Genomic DNA, 16,053 nt, shown 5'->3' with positions numbered 1-16,053 from the left:
TTATTTCACAAGCACCATTTGTTTTCTTTCAAAAAAATCTCCGGCTCTGAGAGTATAAAAATATACTCCGCTGGCAAAAGTACTCATGTTTAAATTTAAGTTGTATGAGCCCGGTGATAAATTCTCTTCGCCCGTTTCATAAACTTTCATCCCTAAAATATTATAAACTGAAAATTCATAAGAAGATTTTTCAGGTAAATCAAATCTTATTGTAGTATTGGGATTAAATGGGTTAGGATAGTTCTGCCCTAAATCATATTTTGAAGGTATGCCGGTAGTGTTATTTTCTACGCCAACGTTTATTCCCAGCGCAAAGTCATCTATCTGTACCATATATCCGTCGCCGCCTGTGCAGTCCATAAAATATCTGAAGCCGATATAAACCGTGCCCGGCGTTAAACCGTTAAGTGAATATGCATATCGCGTAAATTTTCCATACTGGCTTCCCGGCAGCCATTTAATAGTTCCAAGCCTTCTTGTAAAACTTGATATTGAACCGTTCGTTGTTGAGACCCATATCTGTAAGCTATCCTGATTGTTATTGTAGCAACCTGTTGCAAAAAATCTTAACGAATCACCTGCAATAGTGCTGAGCGCGGGAGAGATAAGCCATGCATCTGAAGTACCAAACATATTAGCAACTGAATCTATGAGTGCAGAATAATAATTTACACTTATAGCCCTTTTACCGCTTCGTGAACGGGTACTGGTGAATGGTGATAAGTATGAAATATACTGCCCCGAATCTCTTACCTGCCATTGCGCGCTTGGGCGGATTGTGAATCCCGAATTATTGATTGCCTGCCATCCTCCTGGTAGAGAACCTGGACTAACTGCATCGAATGTCTGGATATATCTCGGCTGGGCGAATACATTATGAGATAAAATTATAAATATAAAAATGTAAAATATTTTTTTCATAGGCAAAATTGGGATGCAGCTAAAAAAAAGGGAGCTATAAGCTCCCCTTCTATATAATTTCTTTATACTTTAAACCTTATACTTTTTATTTTACAAGCATCATGGTTCTTATTTCTGTCTTTTCATTTGTAATGAATTTATAGAGATAAGCGCCTGTAGCAAAATTTGATGCGTCCCATGTTACCGCATACTGTCCCGGAGAATAAACTCCGTTGGCAAGTACTGCAACTTCTCTTCCCGTCATATCATAAATTTTTAATGATACAAAACCTTGTGAAGAAATATCAAAAGAGATATTCGTTACAGGATTGAAAGGATTAGGATAATTTTGCTTTACCGTGGAACCTTTTGAAACGTTATTATTATTTGGCGCAGGTCTGTTACCTAAGTCTGAGCCTGATTTAACATGCTGAGCATAAATATCATAACCGCTTGAACCGAAGCTTCTGCCGTCTGCCCAAGCAATGTTACAACCGCTCATGCCGCCGTCAAATACCATTGACGGTCCTTTTACTAAATCAGTTGTAGTTACAAACACACCGTTTGAGCTCCACATTGTATTGCCGTAATAATCTATTCTTTGCGCAAGCAAACCGTAGTTTGTTAGAGCGTCATCGCTGTAACCAATCCAGCATGCAATAAGTCCGCCAAGAGCATCTACTGCAGCAACCTGAGGATTAAATCTTCCGTCGGCAGTAACTGTGCCGTCAACTCTGTATGAAATTCTTTTTCCGTTATTGGTCCATTGGGATTGCCCGTTGTGATTTACATTTTGTCCGTATAAACCATGACCGGCTGCAGGCTGACTTCTGTCATCAAGCCATACTATATGCGCGCCGCTGTGCGCATCTGAAATACAATAAGGTCTTGTCTGATTATCTGAAGTTGTGCATATTGCTTTTCCGTGTGAACCCCAGTATTTATTGCGGGCTGAATCTACACGCTGAACATAGATGTCGCTGTGTGAATCATGTCTGAAATCTTCCCATGAAACTATGAAGCCGTAATCCTGGTCTTCGCACATGGAAGGTCTGTATTGGGTAAGTGTATCGTGATTTATGCAATAGTGAATATCCCATAAAGTATCACCTCCTAAAGTAACGTGCTGTGCAAAAATATCTTCTTCCCATCCGTCAGAAGTTGTATCCGGCATTGAATAAGAAAAATAAACACCTTTTGCTGCATCTTTGCACATATCAAATGAATTTGTACTAAAGAAAGAAATTCTTAAATCGTTTGCGTTCCATAATCTTGCGCCGGTTGCATCTAATTTTTGTGAATATAATCCGTTTGCAGAATTAAGCCATCCGAAAATTGCATAACCTGCTTCAGCACCCATACATCTTAATTGAGTCATGTTAGGATAAGGAACAGCAGAAACTCTTACTCCACCGGCAGTCCACATAAGTAAACCGTCAACTCTTACTCTTTGAGCATAAACGTCATGACTTCCGTTTCGGGTATCTCTCCAACCGATAATCGCTCCGCCGCCTGCATCTGAACAAATACATGGCATTGAATGGTCACCTGTATTTCCGCTTATATTAATACCGCCGGCGGGCCATTGAGCCTGGCCGAATGCATTAATTCTTTGTGCGTAAATTTTTGCTGTCGGAACGTCAACCCATGCCATAATTAAACCACCTGCGCCGTCAGGGCACGTAGCAACATTTTGTTGATTTCCGCTTGAAGTCGTTACTGAATTGTTAACGTTTGGGTCGGTTGACCATTGGGAGAAAATAGAAGAAGATAAACCGAAAAAAACTATGAGAAGTAATAGTTTCTTCATTAGAGGTTAATTAGATTAAATAAAATAAATTTTGTCCTATAAACTTGTAGGAAAAATGTTGGAGTTTTTCCTGAATGATGTTTAAATAAACCGATTTGAGACGAAAAAATCAATGAATTTTTGAGTCAAACAGCCAGTTTGTGGCGGAATTATTTCGTCGAGTTGTGAGTGCTAATTTAAAACAAAAAGGGAGTTTTTAGCTCCCTTTTGATGTTTTTAGTTATTTTTTATCTTTCTGTTCGGGTATTCCCGGAGGATTTATATGTCCGTCGCCGTCTCTCTGCTTGTATTCAGGTGGCGGTCCCCGTCTTCCGTCAGGAGGAGGAGGTCCTCTTCTATCGCCGCCCGGTCTTCCTTCCGGGGCGTTCATCCTCATCACATCTAAAATTATTTCATCAAATTTCTTTTTCTGTTCGTCAGTGCAGAGTTTTCTTACCTCACGGAAATTATCATATGCAATCTGGTCTACCCTTGCTTCGTTATTTCCTATTTGTGTTGTTATTTCTTTCAGCTTATTTGAATCTATATCAGGATTTGAAAGATTTGAAAAAAGTTTATCCTTGAGCCCGTGTGTTTCTTCTCTTAATTTATCTATCTGGGAAATATGCGTCTCGCGGATTTTATCAATCGCTTCCATCTGAGAATCAGTAAGCTTTAGCTGCTCCTTCAAATACATTTTTGCTTCAGGAGGAGGTCCTTGCTGCCGTTCATCTCCCGGAGGAGGCGGTGGCGGTGGATGCGGCCCCTTGAATCTTCCATACCACATAAAAGATAGCGTGCCTACGTTAATCAGAATCAGAATAAAAATAATCGTAAACAGCAGTTTGTTCTTTGAAATTGTTTCCATTGTTTCAGTGAATTAAAAATTGTAACTGTCGTTGTTTATAAAATCGTCAAAGTAACCTTTGGATTGCTTTTTATTGGTTGTTTCTTTTTTCTTAGAGTTTTCAACTGAAGTATCCTGGGTTACTTTAACTAAATTCGTTTCATTGGTAATCTGCAGAATGGTCGCAATGTTAAGCACAATAAAAAGAAGCATCACCAAAGCATATTTAATACCTGTGTTGTAATTCCATCCCGGGATATTAGTCTGAACAGGCTGCTGATTCAATCGGGACATTACTTTTTCGTACAGAAAAGGATTTGCCTTCGCGCGCTGCATTCCCTCTATACTCTGCATTGTCAGATTTATCTGCTCTTCGATTTTGCCGTCTTTTATATTTTTGTTTTCCATCGCTTAAATGTTTAGACGCATTAAAAAAGAAAAACTTGCGGTGAGTTATTTACAAAATTTGATGTAAATTAATAAAATTAAATCACATTTACTTCACACTCTTCAATTGAGCTTAAAAAGTACTTTCCGTAAGGCTTTGTAAGTACTCTGTTATCCAGTATTGCCACAATGCCCTCATCATTTTTATTTCTGATAAGCCGCCCGAATCCCTGCCTGAATTTCAAAATCGCTTCCGGCAATGAGTACTCCATAAAGCTGTTTCCGCCTTTGGACTCGATAAATTCCATTCTTGCTTCAACAACGGGATGGTCAGGCACCTGAAAAGGCAGCTTGGTAATAATTAAATTGCTGAGCGATTCACCCGGCACATCTACTCCCATCCAGAAGCTATCTAATCCAAATAAAACAGAATGCGTATCCTGCTTGAACTGCTCAAGAAGTTTCGTGCGTGGAGTTCCGTCTCCTTGAGTAAATAGATTAATGCTTTTCTCCGCCAGACCGAAACGCATATTTTCAGAAGTTTTTTTCAGCAAAGAAAAATTTGTAAAAAGAACTAAAGCTTTTCCGCCGGTCATATCTATAAAGTGGTCAATCCAGTATTGCAAGTCATGTTCGTATTCGGGAGTGATTTTATTTCCCGGAGAATTTAATTCCTTAGGAATGTAAATTTTAACCTGCCGGTAATAATCAAACGGAGATTCTAATTTTAGCTCTTCAACAGCTTCAGCACCCAGACGTTTTTTGAAATAACCGAAGCTATTATTTATTGTGAGAGTTGCGCTTGTAAAAATGGTTGAGTTATTCGGTCTGAAAATATTTTTTCTGAAATACTCCGATAAATCTATTGAAGAAGACGATAAAGTTATATTCGAGTCAGGTCTTTTATTTGCAAACTCAACCCAGTACACAAAATCTTTGCCCTTGGTGTTATTTCTCTGCTCAAGAAATTCATTGATTGTATTTTTAAACGCATTAAATTTATTCACAAATTCAATCAGCTCGTTCGCCTGGTTTTCATCTTTGCATGTTGGTACAAGCATTCGTAAGTTCTTTACAAGATTTTCAAATTCATCTTCCATAATATTCTCTTCAAAGTGCTTTTCATAAATGCGGTATGTAAGTTTGTGATACTCCCTCTGATGCTCAGTAAGTTTTGCACGTATTTTATGGAAGAAAAGATTATTTAAATCTAAAAGATTCGTAATCGTCGGGAAGATATGCATTGCAGGAAGCGCGGTTAATATTCCCGTCTTCTTATTGGGATTATATAATCGCATCAGATGAAATCTTATCATTTCTCTTGTAACATGCGGAGCGATATGCTCTGCTGCGACCTGCTCAACGGTATGTGCTTCATCGAAGACGATAAAATCATTATGATATAAATATCCTTCGATATCTTCTTCACCTTCGGGAGGATTTACTCCGTCATACAGTGTAAAGAATAAGTGATGGTTTACAATAATTATGTCTGAGTCCGCCAGCTCTTTTTTTGCCTTATGGTAAAAACACTTCGTGTTCTCACCACCGCATGTTTTTGCCGTACAAATTCCCATCTCAGAGCAGACCGTTGCCCAGACTGCAGGTGGAATTTTAAAATTTATATCTGAAAGCGTTCCGTCAGTTGTTGTTAAATACCACTGATAAATTCTGTCAACTATACTTCTCTCTTCTTCATCAAATAACGAATACGAGTTCGACATTGCCTTCGCAAGTCTGTTAGGGCATAGATAATTTGAACGTCCTTTTAATAACGATGCTTTGAATTCTATCGGAAGGATTTTCTGAAGAAACGGAATATCTTTTTCAATCAGCTGTTCCTGCAGATTTATTGTATGAGTTGAAATAATCGCTTTCTTTTCATTTTCCTTTGCATAATAAATTGCAGGAATAAGATAAGCGAAGCTTTTTCCGATTCCTGTCGGCGCTTCTATAAATATATGCCGCTTCTCTTCAAGAGTATCTAATATTTTGATAGACATTTCAAGCTGTCCGTTTCTGTATTCGTAATTTTCGAATTGTGAAGAAAGAAGTCCGCCGTCTTTAAAAAAATTCTTAATTTCAGTAGTTATATTCATCAGATAAATTAACTCAACTTTTTAAACTTAATATAATTAACACTTAATAATTGTTAAAATATTTTGAAAACATGATATGAATCATTTTTGAATTCCCGAATTTTCCGTAATTTTACATAGAAATCAGGCGAGAAATACAGTAGTAATCTACAAAAATAAATTTGTTACTGCAATAAATATAAGCAAGTAATAAACAATATGAACGATAAAAATAGCATAAAGGTTGTTGATAGAAATGCTATTGATGGCATTTTATCACTCCTTAAAAGTGAAGGATTCATTACCGTCGCACCCACGCTTAGAGATAAAACCATTATTTACGATGAAATTGAAAATACCTCCGAGCTGCCAATCGGATGGACAGATGAACAGGAAGCAGGTCACTACAGAATAAAAAGAAGAAATGATGAAGCATTGTTCGGTTACAATGTCGGTCCCCACTCCTGGAAAAAATATCTCTTCCCACCTAAGCTTGAATTATTTGAAGCAAATAAAAACGGAAAATCTTTCGAAATCAAAACCATTCTTACCGATAGTACTAAGTATGCATTCATAGGTGTCCGCTCATGCGAGCTAAACGCAATACAAATTCAGGATAAAGTCTTTAACAACTGGCAGTATAAAGACCCTAACTACGTTTCACTGAGAGATAAAATTTTTATTGTTGCCGTTAACTGCACTCAGGCAGGAAAAACATGTTTCTGCGTTTCAATGAATACAGGTCCGCGCGCAAAAAAAGGATTTGACCTCTCAATCACTGAAGTAATAAATCCAAACGAACATTATTTCATTGTTGAATCCGGTACTGAAAAAGGCGAAGATATTTTAAGCAAAGTAGAAAATGATTCAGCAACTGAAGAACAGATTTTCAAAGCTGACGCAGAGATCGATAACACTGCCAGAAATATGGGACGCACAATTAATACTGAAGGAGTAAAAGATTTACTTCTGAACAACATGGAGCATCAGCAATGGAATGACGTTGCTACACGATGCCTTACATGCGCCAACTGCACAATGGTGTGCCCTACGTGCTTCTGCAACAACGTTGAAGACGTAAATGACATCAGCGGTAATCATACTGAACGCTGGAGAAAGTGGGATTCATGTTTCAGTCTGGATTTTTCAAAAGTTGCCGGCGGTAACTTCAGAACATCTCCTAAGGCGCGGTACCGCCAGTGGATGACACATAAATTTGCATCATGGATTGACCAGTTCGGAACATCAGGCTGTGTAGGATGCGGAAGGTGTATCACATGGTGTCCTGTCGGAATAGATATTACAAAAGAAGTAAAAGCTATACAAGATAATCCTGTTAATTAATTTTTTAAAAATTAAATAAAGGAACTCAACAAATGCATACGGAAGATATATCAATCCTGTTAAGAAATCATTCCTTCCTGGAAGATTTAAAGCCGGAATACATTGATACAATTTTATCATGCGCATCCAACACCTATTTCCCTGACGGAACAAAAATTTTTAGCGAGGGCGAGGAAGCTAAAAAGTTTTATTTGATAAGAACGGGAAAAGTAGCAATTGAAGTAAATGGAAGAGAAAAAGGTTCGATAAGAATTCTGACTCTTGGTCCCGGACAAGTGCTTGGCTGGTCCTGGCTTGTATCTCCTTACAAATGGCATTTTGATGCCTATGCAACTGACGATGTAAGAGCAGTTGCTCTTGACGGAGAATGTTTAAGAAACAAATGCGAAGAAAATCACGATCTTGGATATGAACTGATAAAAAGATTTTCAGGAATTCTTGAAGCAAGATTAAAAGCTACAAGAATACAACTATTAGATGTTTACACGAAAGAAATTAAATGATTTAACATTATGACATTCATCGAAGGAAATAATTCACTGTTAACCGCTGAGACGAACACAATTATTACAGACCCGATGATTCCAAACTTATTCACGATCAAAAAAATATTCTGGGAAACCGATGATACATTTACAATTGAAATAGAATCACAAGATAAAAGCAGTTTCAATTTCAAACCCGGTCAGTTCAATATGCTTTATGTTTTCGGCATGGGCGAATCTGCTATTTCAATCTGCTCTGACCCGTCTAAAAACAAAACAATTCTTCATACAATTCATAGGGTAGGAAACGTTACTTCTAAATTATCACAGCTTAAAAAAGGTGATACAATTGGAGTACGTGGTCCTTTCGGAAGTAACTGGGATGTAACAAAATTTTACGGCAAGGATGTAGTAATAGTAGTAGGAGGTATAGGCCTTGCTCCGTTACGCCCGGCAATATATTCAATTTTCAAAGAAAGAAAAAAATTCAACAGAGTAATAATTCTGTATGGAGCAAGAACAGCGCTTGACCTGCTTTACAGAGTAGAGCTTGAACACTGGTCAAAAACAAAAAATGTAGAGATACTCACTACAATTGACAGAGGTGACAGCTCTTGGCGCGGAAATATCGGAGTAGTTACAAATCTCTTCAACTACATTAAGCTTGATGCGCTTAACACTTACTCAATGGTCTGCGGTCCTGAAATTATGATGAAGTTTTCCATTGAAGAATTATTGAAGCTCGGTGTTGAAGAAAAAAATATTTATCTTTCTCTTGAAAGAAACATGAAGTGCGCAATAGGATTCTGCGGACATTGTCAGTACACATCTAAATTTATTTGTAAAGACGGTCCGGTATTTAATTATTCACAGGTAAAAGATATTTTTAATCTTTACGAGGTCTAGCAAATATGAAAAATAAAAAACCAAAATTAGCAGTATTTAAATTATCATCTTGTGACGGATGCCAGCTATCCATCCTTGATGCAGAAGATGAATTATTAGCTGTGCTTGGTGCTGTTGATATTGCATATTTCCCTGAAGCAAGCAGCAGAATGCTGCCCGGACCTTATGATATCGGTTTGATTGAAGGAAGCGTTACTACTCCGCACGATGTAGAGCTTGCAAGACAGATAAGAAAAGATTGTAAAGTATTAATTACAATCGGCGCCTGCGCAACTGCAGGAGGAATTCAGGCATTAAGAAACTGGAAGGATGTAAAGGAATTTACAAAGATTGTTTATGCGCATCCGCAATATATTTCTACTTTAGACAGGTCAATGCCTGTGGCATCATTTATACATGTTGATTTTGAATTGCGCGGATGCCCCGTCAATAAATATCAGTTGATAGATGTGATAGTTGCATATCTCAACAACAAAAAACCTAACATTACCTCACACTCGGTTTGTATGGAGTGTAAACAAAAAGGAAATGTATGCGTAATGGTTGCGCATGGCACTCCGTGCTTAGGTCCTGTAACTCAGACAGGCTGCGGTTCGATTTGCCCTTCTTATGACAGAGGATGCTACGGTTGTTTTGGTCCGATGGATTCACCTAACACATCTTCACTTGCAAGAAACATCGAAGCAAGAGGAGAAACAAAATATGATATAATGTTAGCGTTCAGAGGATTTAATGCTTACTCAGAACCATTCAGAAAGGAAAGCGAAGTATATGAAAAATAGAACAATAAAAGTTGATTACCTCGCCCGCGTTGAAGGCGAAGGCGCTTTATACATAAAAATTAAGAACGGTGAAGTTGATGATGTTAAGCTGAAAATATTTGAACCTCCTAGATTTTTTGAAGCTTTTTTAAGAGACAGAAAATATTCTGAAGCACCCGATATCACTGCAAGAATTTGCGGAATATGTCCTATTGCTTATCAGATGTCGGCAGTAAATGCTATTGAGAATGCATTCGGGCAAGTACCCGGCGGACAGATAAGAGAACTTCGCAGACTGATATATTGCGGTGAGTGGATTGAAAGCCATACGCTTCATCTTTATATGCTTCATGCTCCTGATTTTCTCGGATATCCTGATGTAGTTCACATGGCAAAAGATTTTCCGGAAGTTGTTGAAAAAGCATTGAAGCTGAAGAGAATCGGTAATGATATTGTAAAGACAATCGGCGGAAGAGAAATCCATCCAATTAATGTAAAGGTCGGCGGATTTTATAAGGTCCCGCAGAAAAAAGACCTGAAACAACTGAGAGAAGATCTGCTCTGGGCAAGAGATGCCGCAATTGATACTGTAAAGTTTACTTCTACATTGACATTCCCCGACTTTGAACAGGACTATGAATTTGTTTCTCTTTGCCATGATATTGAATATCCTTTTAATGAAGGAAGAATAAAATCGAATAAAGGATTGGATATTTCCGTTGAAGAATATGATTTTAATTTCATTGAAGAGCATGTAGAATATTCTCATGCATTACATTCAAGATTAAGAGCGAGAGATAATTATTTCTTAGGACCTATTGCAAGATATAATTTGAATTACGATAAACTATCTCCTATTGTAAAACAAGTTGCAAGCGATCTGAAATTACCAAGAGAAATAAACAATCCGTTCAAGAGTATTATTGTCAGAGGACTTGAAACTCTCTACGCCTGTGATGAGGCAATAAGAATTATTGACCAGTATGAAAAACCTGATGAGCCGAGCATTCAAATTAATCCAATTGAAGCAACCGGAAACGGCGCATCTGAAGCACCAAGAGGAATGTTATACCACAGATACAGAATAAATGAAGAGGGACTGATAATGGATGCCAAGATAGTGCCGCCAACATCACAGAATCAAAAAACGATTGAGAAAGACTTAAAACATTTTATCCCCTCAAGAGTAAATTTACCTGAAAAAGAGCTTGTGCTGCAATGCGAACAGGCAGTTAGAAATTACGACCCGTGTATTTCGTGCGCCACACACTTTTTAAAGCTCCATGTAGAAAAGGAAAATTAATAATTGATGGATAAAAATAAATTCTTAATATTGGGAATCGGGAATAGATTCCGGAGCGATGACGGAGCAGGGGTTGCTGTTGCTGAAAAAATAAAAAAATTCGAAATAGATAAATTCGATGTAAAGATTATTGACGGTGAAGGTACAGATATAATGGAATCATGGAAGGGATATGATAACGTTATCATCATAGATGCTGTACAAAAAAACGGAAGTTTCGGTAAAATCTATGAGATCAATGCATGTGAGGAAGAGCTTCAATCTGACTTTTTTAATTATTCTTCCCATGCATTCGGACTCGCTGAGGCAATAAATGTTTCAAGAGTGATTAATAAACTTCCCAAGCTTTTAATCGTATACGGAATAGAAGGACAGCATTTTAATTTTGACACTAAACTATCCGCTAAGATAGAAAAAGCTGTCAATAAAACTGCAGCACTGATAAAAGAAAAATACGGAAAGTAATTCTATGCACGAACTCTCAATCGCTAAAAATATTGTTGAGATTATAAAGGAATCAGTTGAAGAAAATGATTTAAGAAGTATAGAAAGAGTTGTTCTGAAAGTCGGTGAGTTATCGGGAGTTGTGCCGGATTCATTACAGTTTTCACTGGAGGCAATCTCAACAGGAACTGAACTTGAAAGTGCAAAATATGAAATGAAACGTATTCCGTTTACGATAAAATGCAAAGTATGCGGGAACGTATCCGATAATGAACTTGGAATTGTAAAATGTCCTGTATGCGGCAGCAAAGATACTGAAGTTGTATCAGGCAATGAACTTTTGATTTCAGAAATAATCTTAAAAAATTAAAATTTTTATATGAGCGTAATAACTGTAGAAAGAAAAATTCTGGCTAAAAATGATGAACTTGCTGAGCATAACAGAAACTTATTGAAGCAGAATGAAATTTTTACGATTAACTTAGTAAGTTCACCGGGTTCAGGTAAAACAAGTCTGCTTGAAAAAACTTTCGAAACACTGGGAAGCAAAGTTGATATTTCAGTTATAGAAGGTGATGTGCAGACAAGCCTTGATGCAGAGCGGGTTGCTAATTACAATGTTCCTGTCGTTTCAATTGTAACTAACGGCGCATGCCATCTTGAGGCAAAGTTAGTGCAGGATGCTTTAAGTAATCTTGATCTGGAAAAAACTGAACTGCTCTTCATCGAGAACGTAGGTAATTTAGTCTGTCCCGCAGGATTTGATCTGGGAGAGAATATGAAAATAGTTTTAGTAAGCACAACAGAAGGTGACGATAAGCCGTTGAAGTATCCTAAGATGTTCAGAAATTCCGAAGCGATGATAATCAACAAAACAGATTTGATACCATATGTAAATTGCAACATTGAAACTTTAAAAAATAATGCATTAAATGTTAATCCCGGATTAAAAATTTTTGAAGTAAGCTGCACATCAGGTGCAGGAATAAAAGAGTGGTGTAACTGGTTAGTTGAGAATGTGAGAACTAAACATAGTCATGAAAAGCAATTGATGTATTGATTTGTTTCATTCATTTCTCCTTAATGTTATTAGTCATAGGACTATAGACACTATCAGCCTCCCGCAAGGGAGGTAATGGTAGCAAAATCGCCTTAAATTTTCTCGCCTGAATTTCTAATTTTCTGTAAAATACATTTATTGTTTTGAAGAACTTACTGATAAATATACAAGGCACTGTTCAGGGAGTAGGTTTCAGACCGTTTGTTTACCGGCTTGCTCACGAATTAAATATTAAAGGATGGATTATAAATTCTTCTGCAGGAGTAGAAATAGAAGCGGAAGGTGATGATACTGATGTTGAAAATTTTCTTATCAGATTAAAAAATGATAAGCCGGCTAATTCAACAATAAATAATTTCAAATATATAAGTTCAGCAATAAATAATTTCAAAACTTTTGAAATTAAGGAAAGTAACAACTCTGCAATAAAGACTGCATTAATATTACCTGACTTAGCTACATGTCCCGATTGTTTAAAAGAAATATTTAATCCTAAAGAAAGAAGATATTTATATCCGTTCACAAACTGCACCAACTGCGGACCAAGATTTTCTATTATAGAATCAATCCCTTACGACAGAGTAAATACGACAATGAAAGAGTTTGAGATGTGTGACGATTGCCGAAAGGAATACGAAAATCCATTAGACAGAAGATTTCATGCAGAGCCTATAGCATGTCCCAAATGCGGACCGCAGATAAAATTATACAATGCTGAAGAAGAATTAATCGAAGGAAATGACGTAATAAAAAAAGCAGCTGAATTTATTTTAGAGGGTAAAATTATTGCTTTAAAAGGACTTGGCGGCTACCAGTTAATTGTCGATGCAAAGAATAATGAAGCAGTGAAAAGATTGCGTGAGAGAAAACACAGGGAAGAAAAACCATTTGCAATGATGTTTCCTTGCATGGAAATGATTAAAGAATATTGTGAGGTATCGGAAGAGGAAGAAAATTTATTGTTATCGGCGCAATCACCTATTGTTCTTTTAATGAAAAAAGAAAACAGTTTTATTGCAGAGGGTGTTTCTTATGGAAATAACTATTACGGAGTTATGCTGCCATATACTCCGCTGCACCACATCTTAATGAAGGAATTAAATATCCCTATTGTTGCAACCAGCGGAAATATTACTGATGAACCCATCTGTATTTCAAATGAACTGGCGTTTGAAAAGCTAAACGGTATAGCTGATTACTTTCTAATTCATAACAGAAAAATAGTAAGGCAGGTTGATGATTCTGTTGTCAGGGTTATAAAAAACAAACCTTTTATGATAAGAAGGGCGCGAGGTTATGCTCCTTATCCGGTAATTTTAAATGACGAGATTCCGCCGGCAATAGCTGTCGGAGGGCAGTTAAAGAATACTGTAGCAATTTCAAAAGGAAAAAATGTTTTTATAAGCCAGCATATAGGAGATTTAGATTCCAAAGAAGCATTTAATGCATTTAAAAAAATAATATCCGATTTTAAAGATTTGTATGACGTAAATCCGGAATATATTATTTCAGATTTACATCCCGATTATATTTCAACAAAGTTTGCGCAGAACACAGGATTAAAACTCATTCAGGTTCAGCATCATTATGCACACATTCTTTCATGCATTGCTGAAAACAAAATTGAAGGCGAAGTTTTAGGAATATCATGGGATGGCACTGGCTATGGAACTGATGGAAACATATGGGGAGGAGAATTTCTAAAAGTAAACCGAGATAAATTTGAGAGGCTTGCACATTTTGATTACTTCCCATTACCCGGAGGAGAAAAAGCAATAAAGGAAGTCCGGAGAATCGGAGCAAGTTTATTATACAAGGCAACTAATGACAAAGAATTAGTCAAGAATCATTATAAAGATTTTGATACAGAAGTAATATTAAATTTAATCGAAAAAAAAATTAATTCACCGTTATGTTCAAGTGTGGGAAGACTTTTTGATGGAATTTCGTCAATTATTAATTTAAAGCAAAACGTTTCTTATGAAGGACAGGCAGCAATGGAATTGGAAAACATTTCAGATGAAAGAATAACTGATGAAAGCTATAAGTTTGAAATTATAAAAACGAAAGAAAATAATTATATTGTTGACTGGAGAAATGTTGTGCTTGATATTTTTCATGACATGAAAAAAAATATTTCAAATCAAATTATTTCAACGAAGTTTCACAATGCATTAGTAGAAGTAATTATTGAAATAAGTAAGATTTCAGGAACAAATCAAATAGCATTATCCGGCGGATGTTTTCAAAACAAGTATTTAATTGAACGAACAATTGACAGACTGAGAGAAGAAGGATTTAAAGTTTTCTGGCAATCTGCAATACCAACGAATGATGCTGGAATAAGTTTAGGTCAGATGAAGTATTTAAGTTTTGTGAATAAAAATAAAAATTAAATTATGTGTTTAGCGATACCCGGTAAAATAATAAGTGTAGATAAAAGTGAAAATCCGATAATGAGAACGGGAAGAGTTAGCTTTGGCGGAATTGTAAAAGAAGTGAATCTATCTTATACTCCTGAAGCAAACCTCAATGATTACGTTATCGTGCATGTTGGTTTTGCTCTAAAAAAATTGGATGAATCGGAAGCGAATAAAGTTTTTGATTATCTGAAAGAAATGGAAGATCTTGACGAATTAAAAGAAGGTGAAGAGTGAAATATCTGGATGAATATAGAGAAGCGGATGCAGTTATGAAGTATGCTGCGATGATAAAAAAAATCACAACTAAGCCATGGAATATAATGGAAGTCTGCGGCGGCCAGACACATTCTATTGTCAAGTTCGGAATTGATGAATTACTGCCAAAAGAAATTACGCTGATTCACGGTCCCGGCTGCCCGGTTTGTGTTACTCCTTTAGAACAAATTGATAAGGCAATAGAGCTTGCATCTAATAAGAATGTTGTATTTTGTTCGTTTGGTGATATGCTCAGAGTACCAGGCTCTAAAAAAGATTTGCTATCGGTAAAAGCAGAAGGAGGTGGTGTAAGAATTTTATACTCTCCTATTGATGCCTTAAAAATTGCTAAAGAAAATCCTGATAAGGAAGTAATATTTTTCGCTGTAGGTTTTGAAACCACTGCACCTGCAAATGCAATGGCTGTATATCAGGCAAAGCAGCAGGGAATAAAAAACTTTTCAATTTTAATTTCTCATGTTCTCGTTCCTCCTGCAATAGAAGCGATATTGTCATCCCCAAATAACAGGGTGAACGGATTTTTAGCTGCAGGACATGTCTGCACAATAATGGGTTATGAAGAATATTATCCGATAGCCGAAAAGTATCATGTTCCAATTGTTGTGACCGGATTTGAACCTGTGGATATTCTCAACGGAATTTATATATGTATTAAGCAGCTTGAAGAAGGAAGAGCAGAAGTTGAGAATCAGTATTCAAGAGTCGTTGATAAAGCTGGTAATCTCCATGCACAAAATATTATTAAAGAAGTTTTTAAAATAAGAAACAGAAAGTGGAGAGGTATAGGGGAGATTTCTCAAAGCGGATTGGGATTAAATGATAATTACTCTGAGTACGATGCAGAAATTAAATTTAATTTAAATGATATTATTGTTGATGAACCTTCAGAGTGTATCAGCGGGTTGATTCTTCAGGGAATAAGAAAACCATTCGAGTGTGAAGTGTTTGGAAAAATCTGCACACCTGAGCATCCGCTTGGAGCTACGATGGTTTCGTCTGAAGGAGCATGTGCTGCATATTATAAATATAGAAATAAAATGAAAGTTTAAC

The 16,053-nt window shown here is 36.6% G+C and carries 16 protein-coding genes; 11 read left to right on the top strand and 5 right to left on the bottom strand.

Features of this window, described 5'->3' with window-relative positions; genetic code table 11:
• The 5 genes from JST55_12450 to JST55_12430 form a co-directional block, all read right to left on the bottom strand.
• Complete coding sequence (locus tag JST55_12450; protein ID MBS1494319.1) at positions 1 to 921, bottom strand: T9SS type A sorting domain-containing protein; 921 nt, start codon at positions 919 to 921, stop codon at positions 1 to 3.
• A gap of 85 nt (positions 922 to 1,006) precedes the next feature.
• On the bottom strand, positions 1,007 to 2,710 hold the full coding sequence (locus tag JST55_12445) for a T9SS type A sorting domain-containing protein (GenBank protein ID MBS1494318.1): 1,704 nt from the start codon (positions 2,708 to 2,710) through the stop codon (positions 1,007 to 1,009).
• Positions 2,711 to 2,930: 220 nt separating this feature from the next.
• Complete coding sequence (locus JST55_12440) at positions 2,931 to 3,557, bottom strand: periplasmic heavy metal sensor (protein ID MBS1494317.1); 627 nt, start codon at positions 3,555 to 3,557, stop codon at positions 2,931 to 2,933.
• Between the two features lie 12 nt (positions 3,558 to 3,569).
• Positions 3,570 to 3,944 (bottom strand): hypothetical protein, encoded by a 375-nt coding sequence (locus JST55_12435; GenBank protein MBS1494316.1) that lies wholly within the window; start codon positions 3,942 to 3,944, stop codon positions 3,570 to 3,572.
• A 77-nt stretch (positions 3,945 to 4,021) separates the two neighbouring features.
• Positions 4,022 to 6,022, bottom strand: a complete 2,001-nt coding sequence (locus JST55_12430) for a DEAD/DEAH box helicase (protein ID MBS1494315.1) — start codon at positions 6,020 to 6,022, stop codon at positions 4,022 to 4,024.
• Between the two features lie 198 nt (positions 6,023 to 6,220).
• On the opposite strand from JST55_12430, the gene JST55_12425 reads away from it, so the two are divergent.
• From JST55_12425 to hypD, 11 genes are all read left to right on the top strand, one after another.
• Positions 6,221 to 7,345: a 4Fe-4S dicluster domain-containing protein gene (locus JST55_12425; protein MBS1494314.1), complete on the top strand. Its 1,125-nt coding sequence runs from the start codon at positions 6,221 to 6,223 to the stop codon at positions 7,343 to 7,345.
• A gap of 32 nt (positions 7,346 to 7,377) precedes the next feature.
• Positions 7,378 to 7,848 carry a cyclic nucleotide-binding domain-containing protein gene (locus JST55_12420; protein ID MBS1494313.1) on the top strand — a complete coding sequence of 157 codons (471 nt, stop codon included), beginning with the start codon at positions 7,378 to 7,380 and terminating at the stop codon, positions 7,846 to 7,848.
• A 9-nt stretch (positions 7,849 to 7,857) separates the two neighbouring features.
• Positions 7,858 to 8,736, top strand: a complete 879-nt coding sequence (locus JST55_12415; GenBank protein ID MBS1494312.1) for an FAD/NAD(P)-binding protein — start codon at positions 7,858 to 7,860, stop codon at positions 8,734 to 8,736.
• A 5-nt stretch (positions 8,737 to 8,741) separates the two neighbouring features.
• A complete protein-coding gene (locus JST55_12410; GenBank protein MBS1494311.1) occupies positions 8,742 to 9,518 on the top strand; it encodes an oxidoreductase in 777 nt (258 codons plus the stop codon).
• Positions 9,508 to 10,800 carry a Ni/Fe hydrogenase subunit alpha gene (locus tag JST55_12405; protein MBS1494310.1) on the top strand — a complete coding sequence of 431 codons (1,293 nt, stop codon included), beginning with the start codon at positions 9,508 to 9,510 and terminating at the stop codon, positions 10,798 to 10,800. The genes JST55_12410 and JST55_12405 overlap by 11 nt, the downstream gene beginning before the upstream one ends.
• Before the next feature lie 6 nt (positions 10,801 to 10,806).
• Entirely contained in the window at positions 10,807 to 11,265 is a 459-nt protein-coding gene (locus JST55_12400) for a hydrogenase maturation protease (protein ID MBS1494309.1), read from the top strand.
• Positions 11,266 to 11,269: 4 nt separating this feature from the next.
• The gene (hypA, locus tag JST55_12395; GenBank protein ID MBS1494308.1) at positions 11,270 to 11,614 is read left to right on the top strand and encodes a hydrogenase maturation nickel metallochaperone HypA; all 345 of its coding nucleotides are present in this window, start codon (positions 11,270 to 11,272) and stop codon (positions 11,612 to 11,614) included.
• Between the two features lie 9 nt (positions 11,615 to 11,623).
• Positions 11,624 to 12,304, top strand: coding sequence for a hydrogenase nickel incorporation protein HypB (gene hypB / locus JST55_12390; protein MBS1494307.1), 681 nt, complete (start codon positions 11,624 to 11,626; stop codon positions 12,302 to 12,304).
• A gap of 137 nt (positions 12,305 to 12,441) precedes the next feature.
• Positions 12,442 to 14,700 (top strand): carbamoyltransferase HypF, encoded by a 2,259-nt coding sequence (gene hypF, locus JST55_12385; protein MBS1494306.1) that lies wholly within the window; start codon positions 12,442 to 12,444, stop codon positions 14,698 to 14,700.
• 3 nt (positions 14,701 to 14,703) lie between these two features.
• Positions 14,704 to 14,961: a HypC/HybG/HupF family hydrogenase formation chaperone gene (locus JST55_12380; GenBank protein MBS1494305.1), complete on the top strand. Its 258-nt coding sequence runs from the start codon at positions 14,704 to 14,706 to the stop codon at positions 14,959 to 14,961.
• On the top strand, positions 14,958 to 16,052 hold the full coding sequence (gene hypD / locus JST55_12375) for a hydrogenase formation protein HypD (GenBank protein MBS1494304.1): 1,095 nt from the start codon (positions 14,958 to 14,960) through the stop codon (positions 16,050 to 16,052). Before JST55_12380 ends, hypD begins: the two co-directional genes overlap by 4 nt.
• Position 16,053: the final 1 nt, after the last annotated feature.

The organism is Bacteroidota bacterium, from assembly GCA_018266835.1.
Taxonomy (GTDB): Bacteria; Bacteroidota; Ignavibacteria; order Tepidaquicellales; family Tepidaquicellaceae; genus JAFDZO01.
This window is presented reverse-complemented; position numbering and strand designations above follow the sequence as displayed.

Coding starts and splice junctions, on each gene's coding strand:
- JST55_12420 (MBS1494313.1), top strand. CDS start 7,378: ATGCATACGGAAGATATATCAATCCTGTTAAGAAATCATTCCTTCCTG.
- hypB (MBS1494307.1), top strand. CDS start 11,624: ATGAGCGTAATAACTGTAGAAAGAAAAATTCTGGCTAAAAATGATGAA.
- JST55_12450 (MBS1494319.1), bottom strand. CDS start 921: ATGAAAAAAATATTTTACATTTTTATATTTATAATTTTATCTCATAAT.
- JST55_12445 (MBS1494318.1), bottom strand. CDS start 2,710: ATGAAGAAACTATTACTTCTCATAGTTTTTTTCGGTTTATCTTCTTCT.
- JST55_12410 (MBS1494311.1), top strand. CDS start 8,742: ATGAAAAATAAAAAACCAAAATTAGCAGTATTTAAATTATCATCTTGT.
- hypA (MBS1494308.1), top strand. CDS start 11,270: ATGCACGAACTCTCAATCGCTAAAAATATTGTTGAGATTATAAAGGAA.
- JST55_12405 (MBS1494310.1), top strand. CDS start 9,508: ATGAAAAATAGAACAATAAAAGTTGATTACCTCGCCCGCGTTGAAGGC.
- JST55_12415 (MBS1494312.1), top strand. CDS start 7,858: ATGACATTCATCGAAGGAAATAATTCACTGTTAACCGCTGAGACGAAC.
- JST55_12425 (MBS1494314.1), top strand. CDS start 6,221: ATGAACGATAAAAATAGCATAAAGGTTGTTGATAGAAATGCTATTGAT.
- JST55_12400 (MBS1494309.1), top strand. CDS start 10,807: ATGGATAAAAATAAATTCTTAATATTGGGAATCGGGAATAGATTCCGG.
- JST55_12435 (MBS1494316.1), bottom strand. CDS start 3,944: ATGGAAAACAAAAATATAAAAGACGGCAAAATCGAAGAGCAGATAAAT.
- JST55_12430 (MBS1494315.1), bottom strand. CDS start 6,022: ATGAATATAACTACTGAAATTAAGAATTTTTTTAAAGACGGCGGACTT.
- JST55_12440 (MBS1494317.1), bottom strand. CDS start 3,557: ATGGAAACAATTTCAAAGAACAAACTGCTGTTTACGATTATTTTTATT.
- JST55_12380 (MBS1494305.1), top strand. CDS start 14,704: ATGTGTTTAGCGATACCCGGTAAAATAATAAGTGTAGATAAAAGTGAA.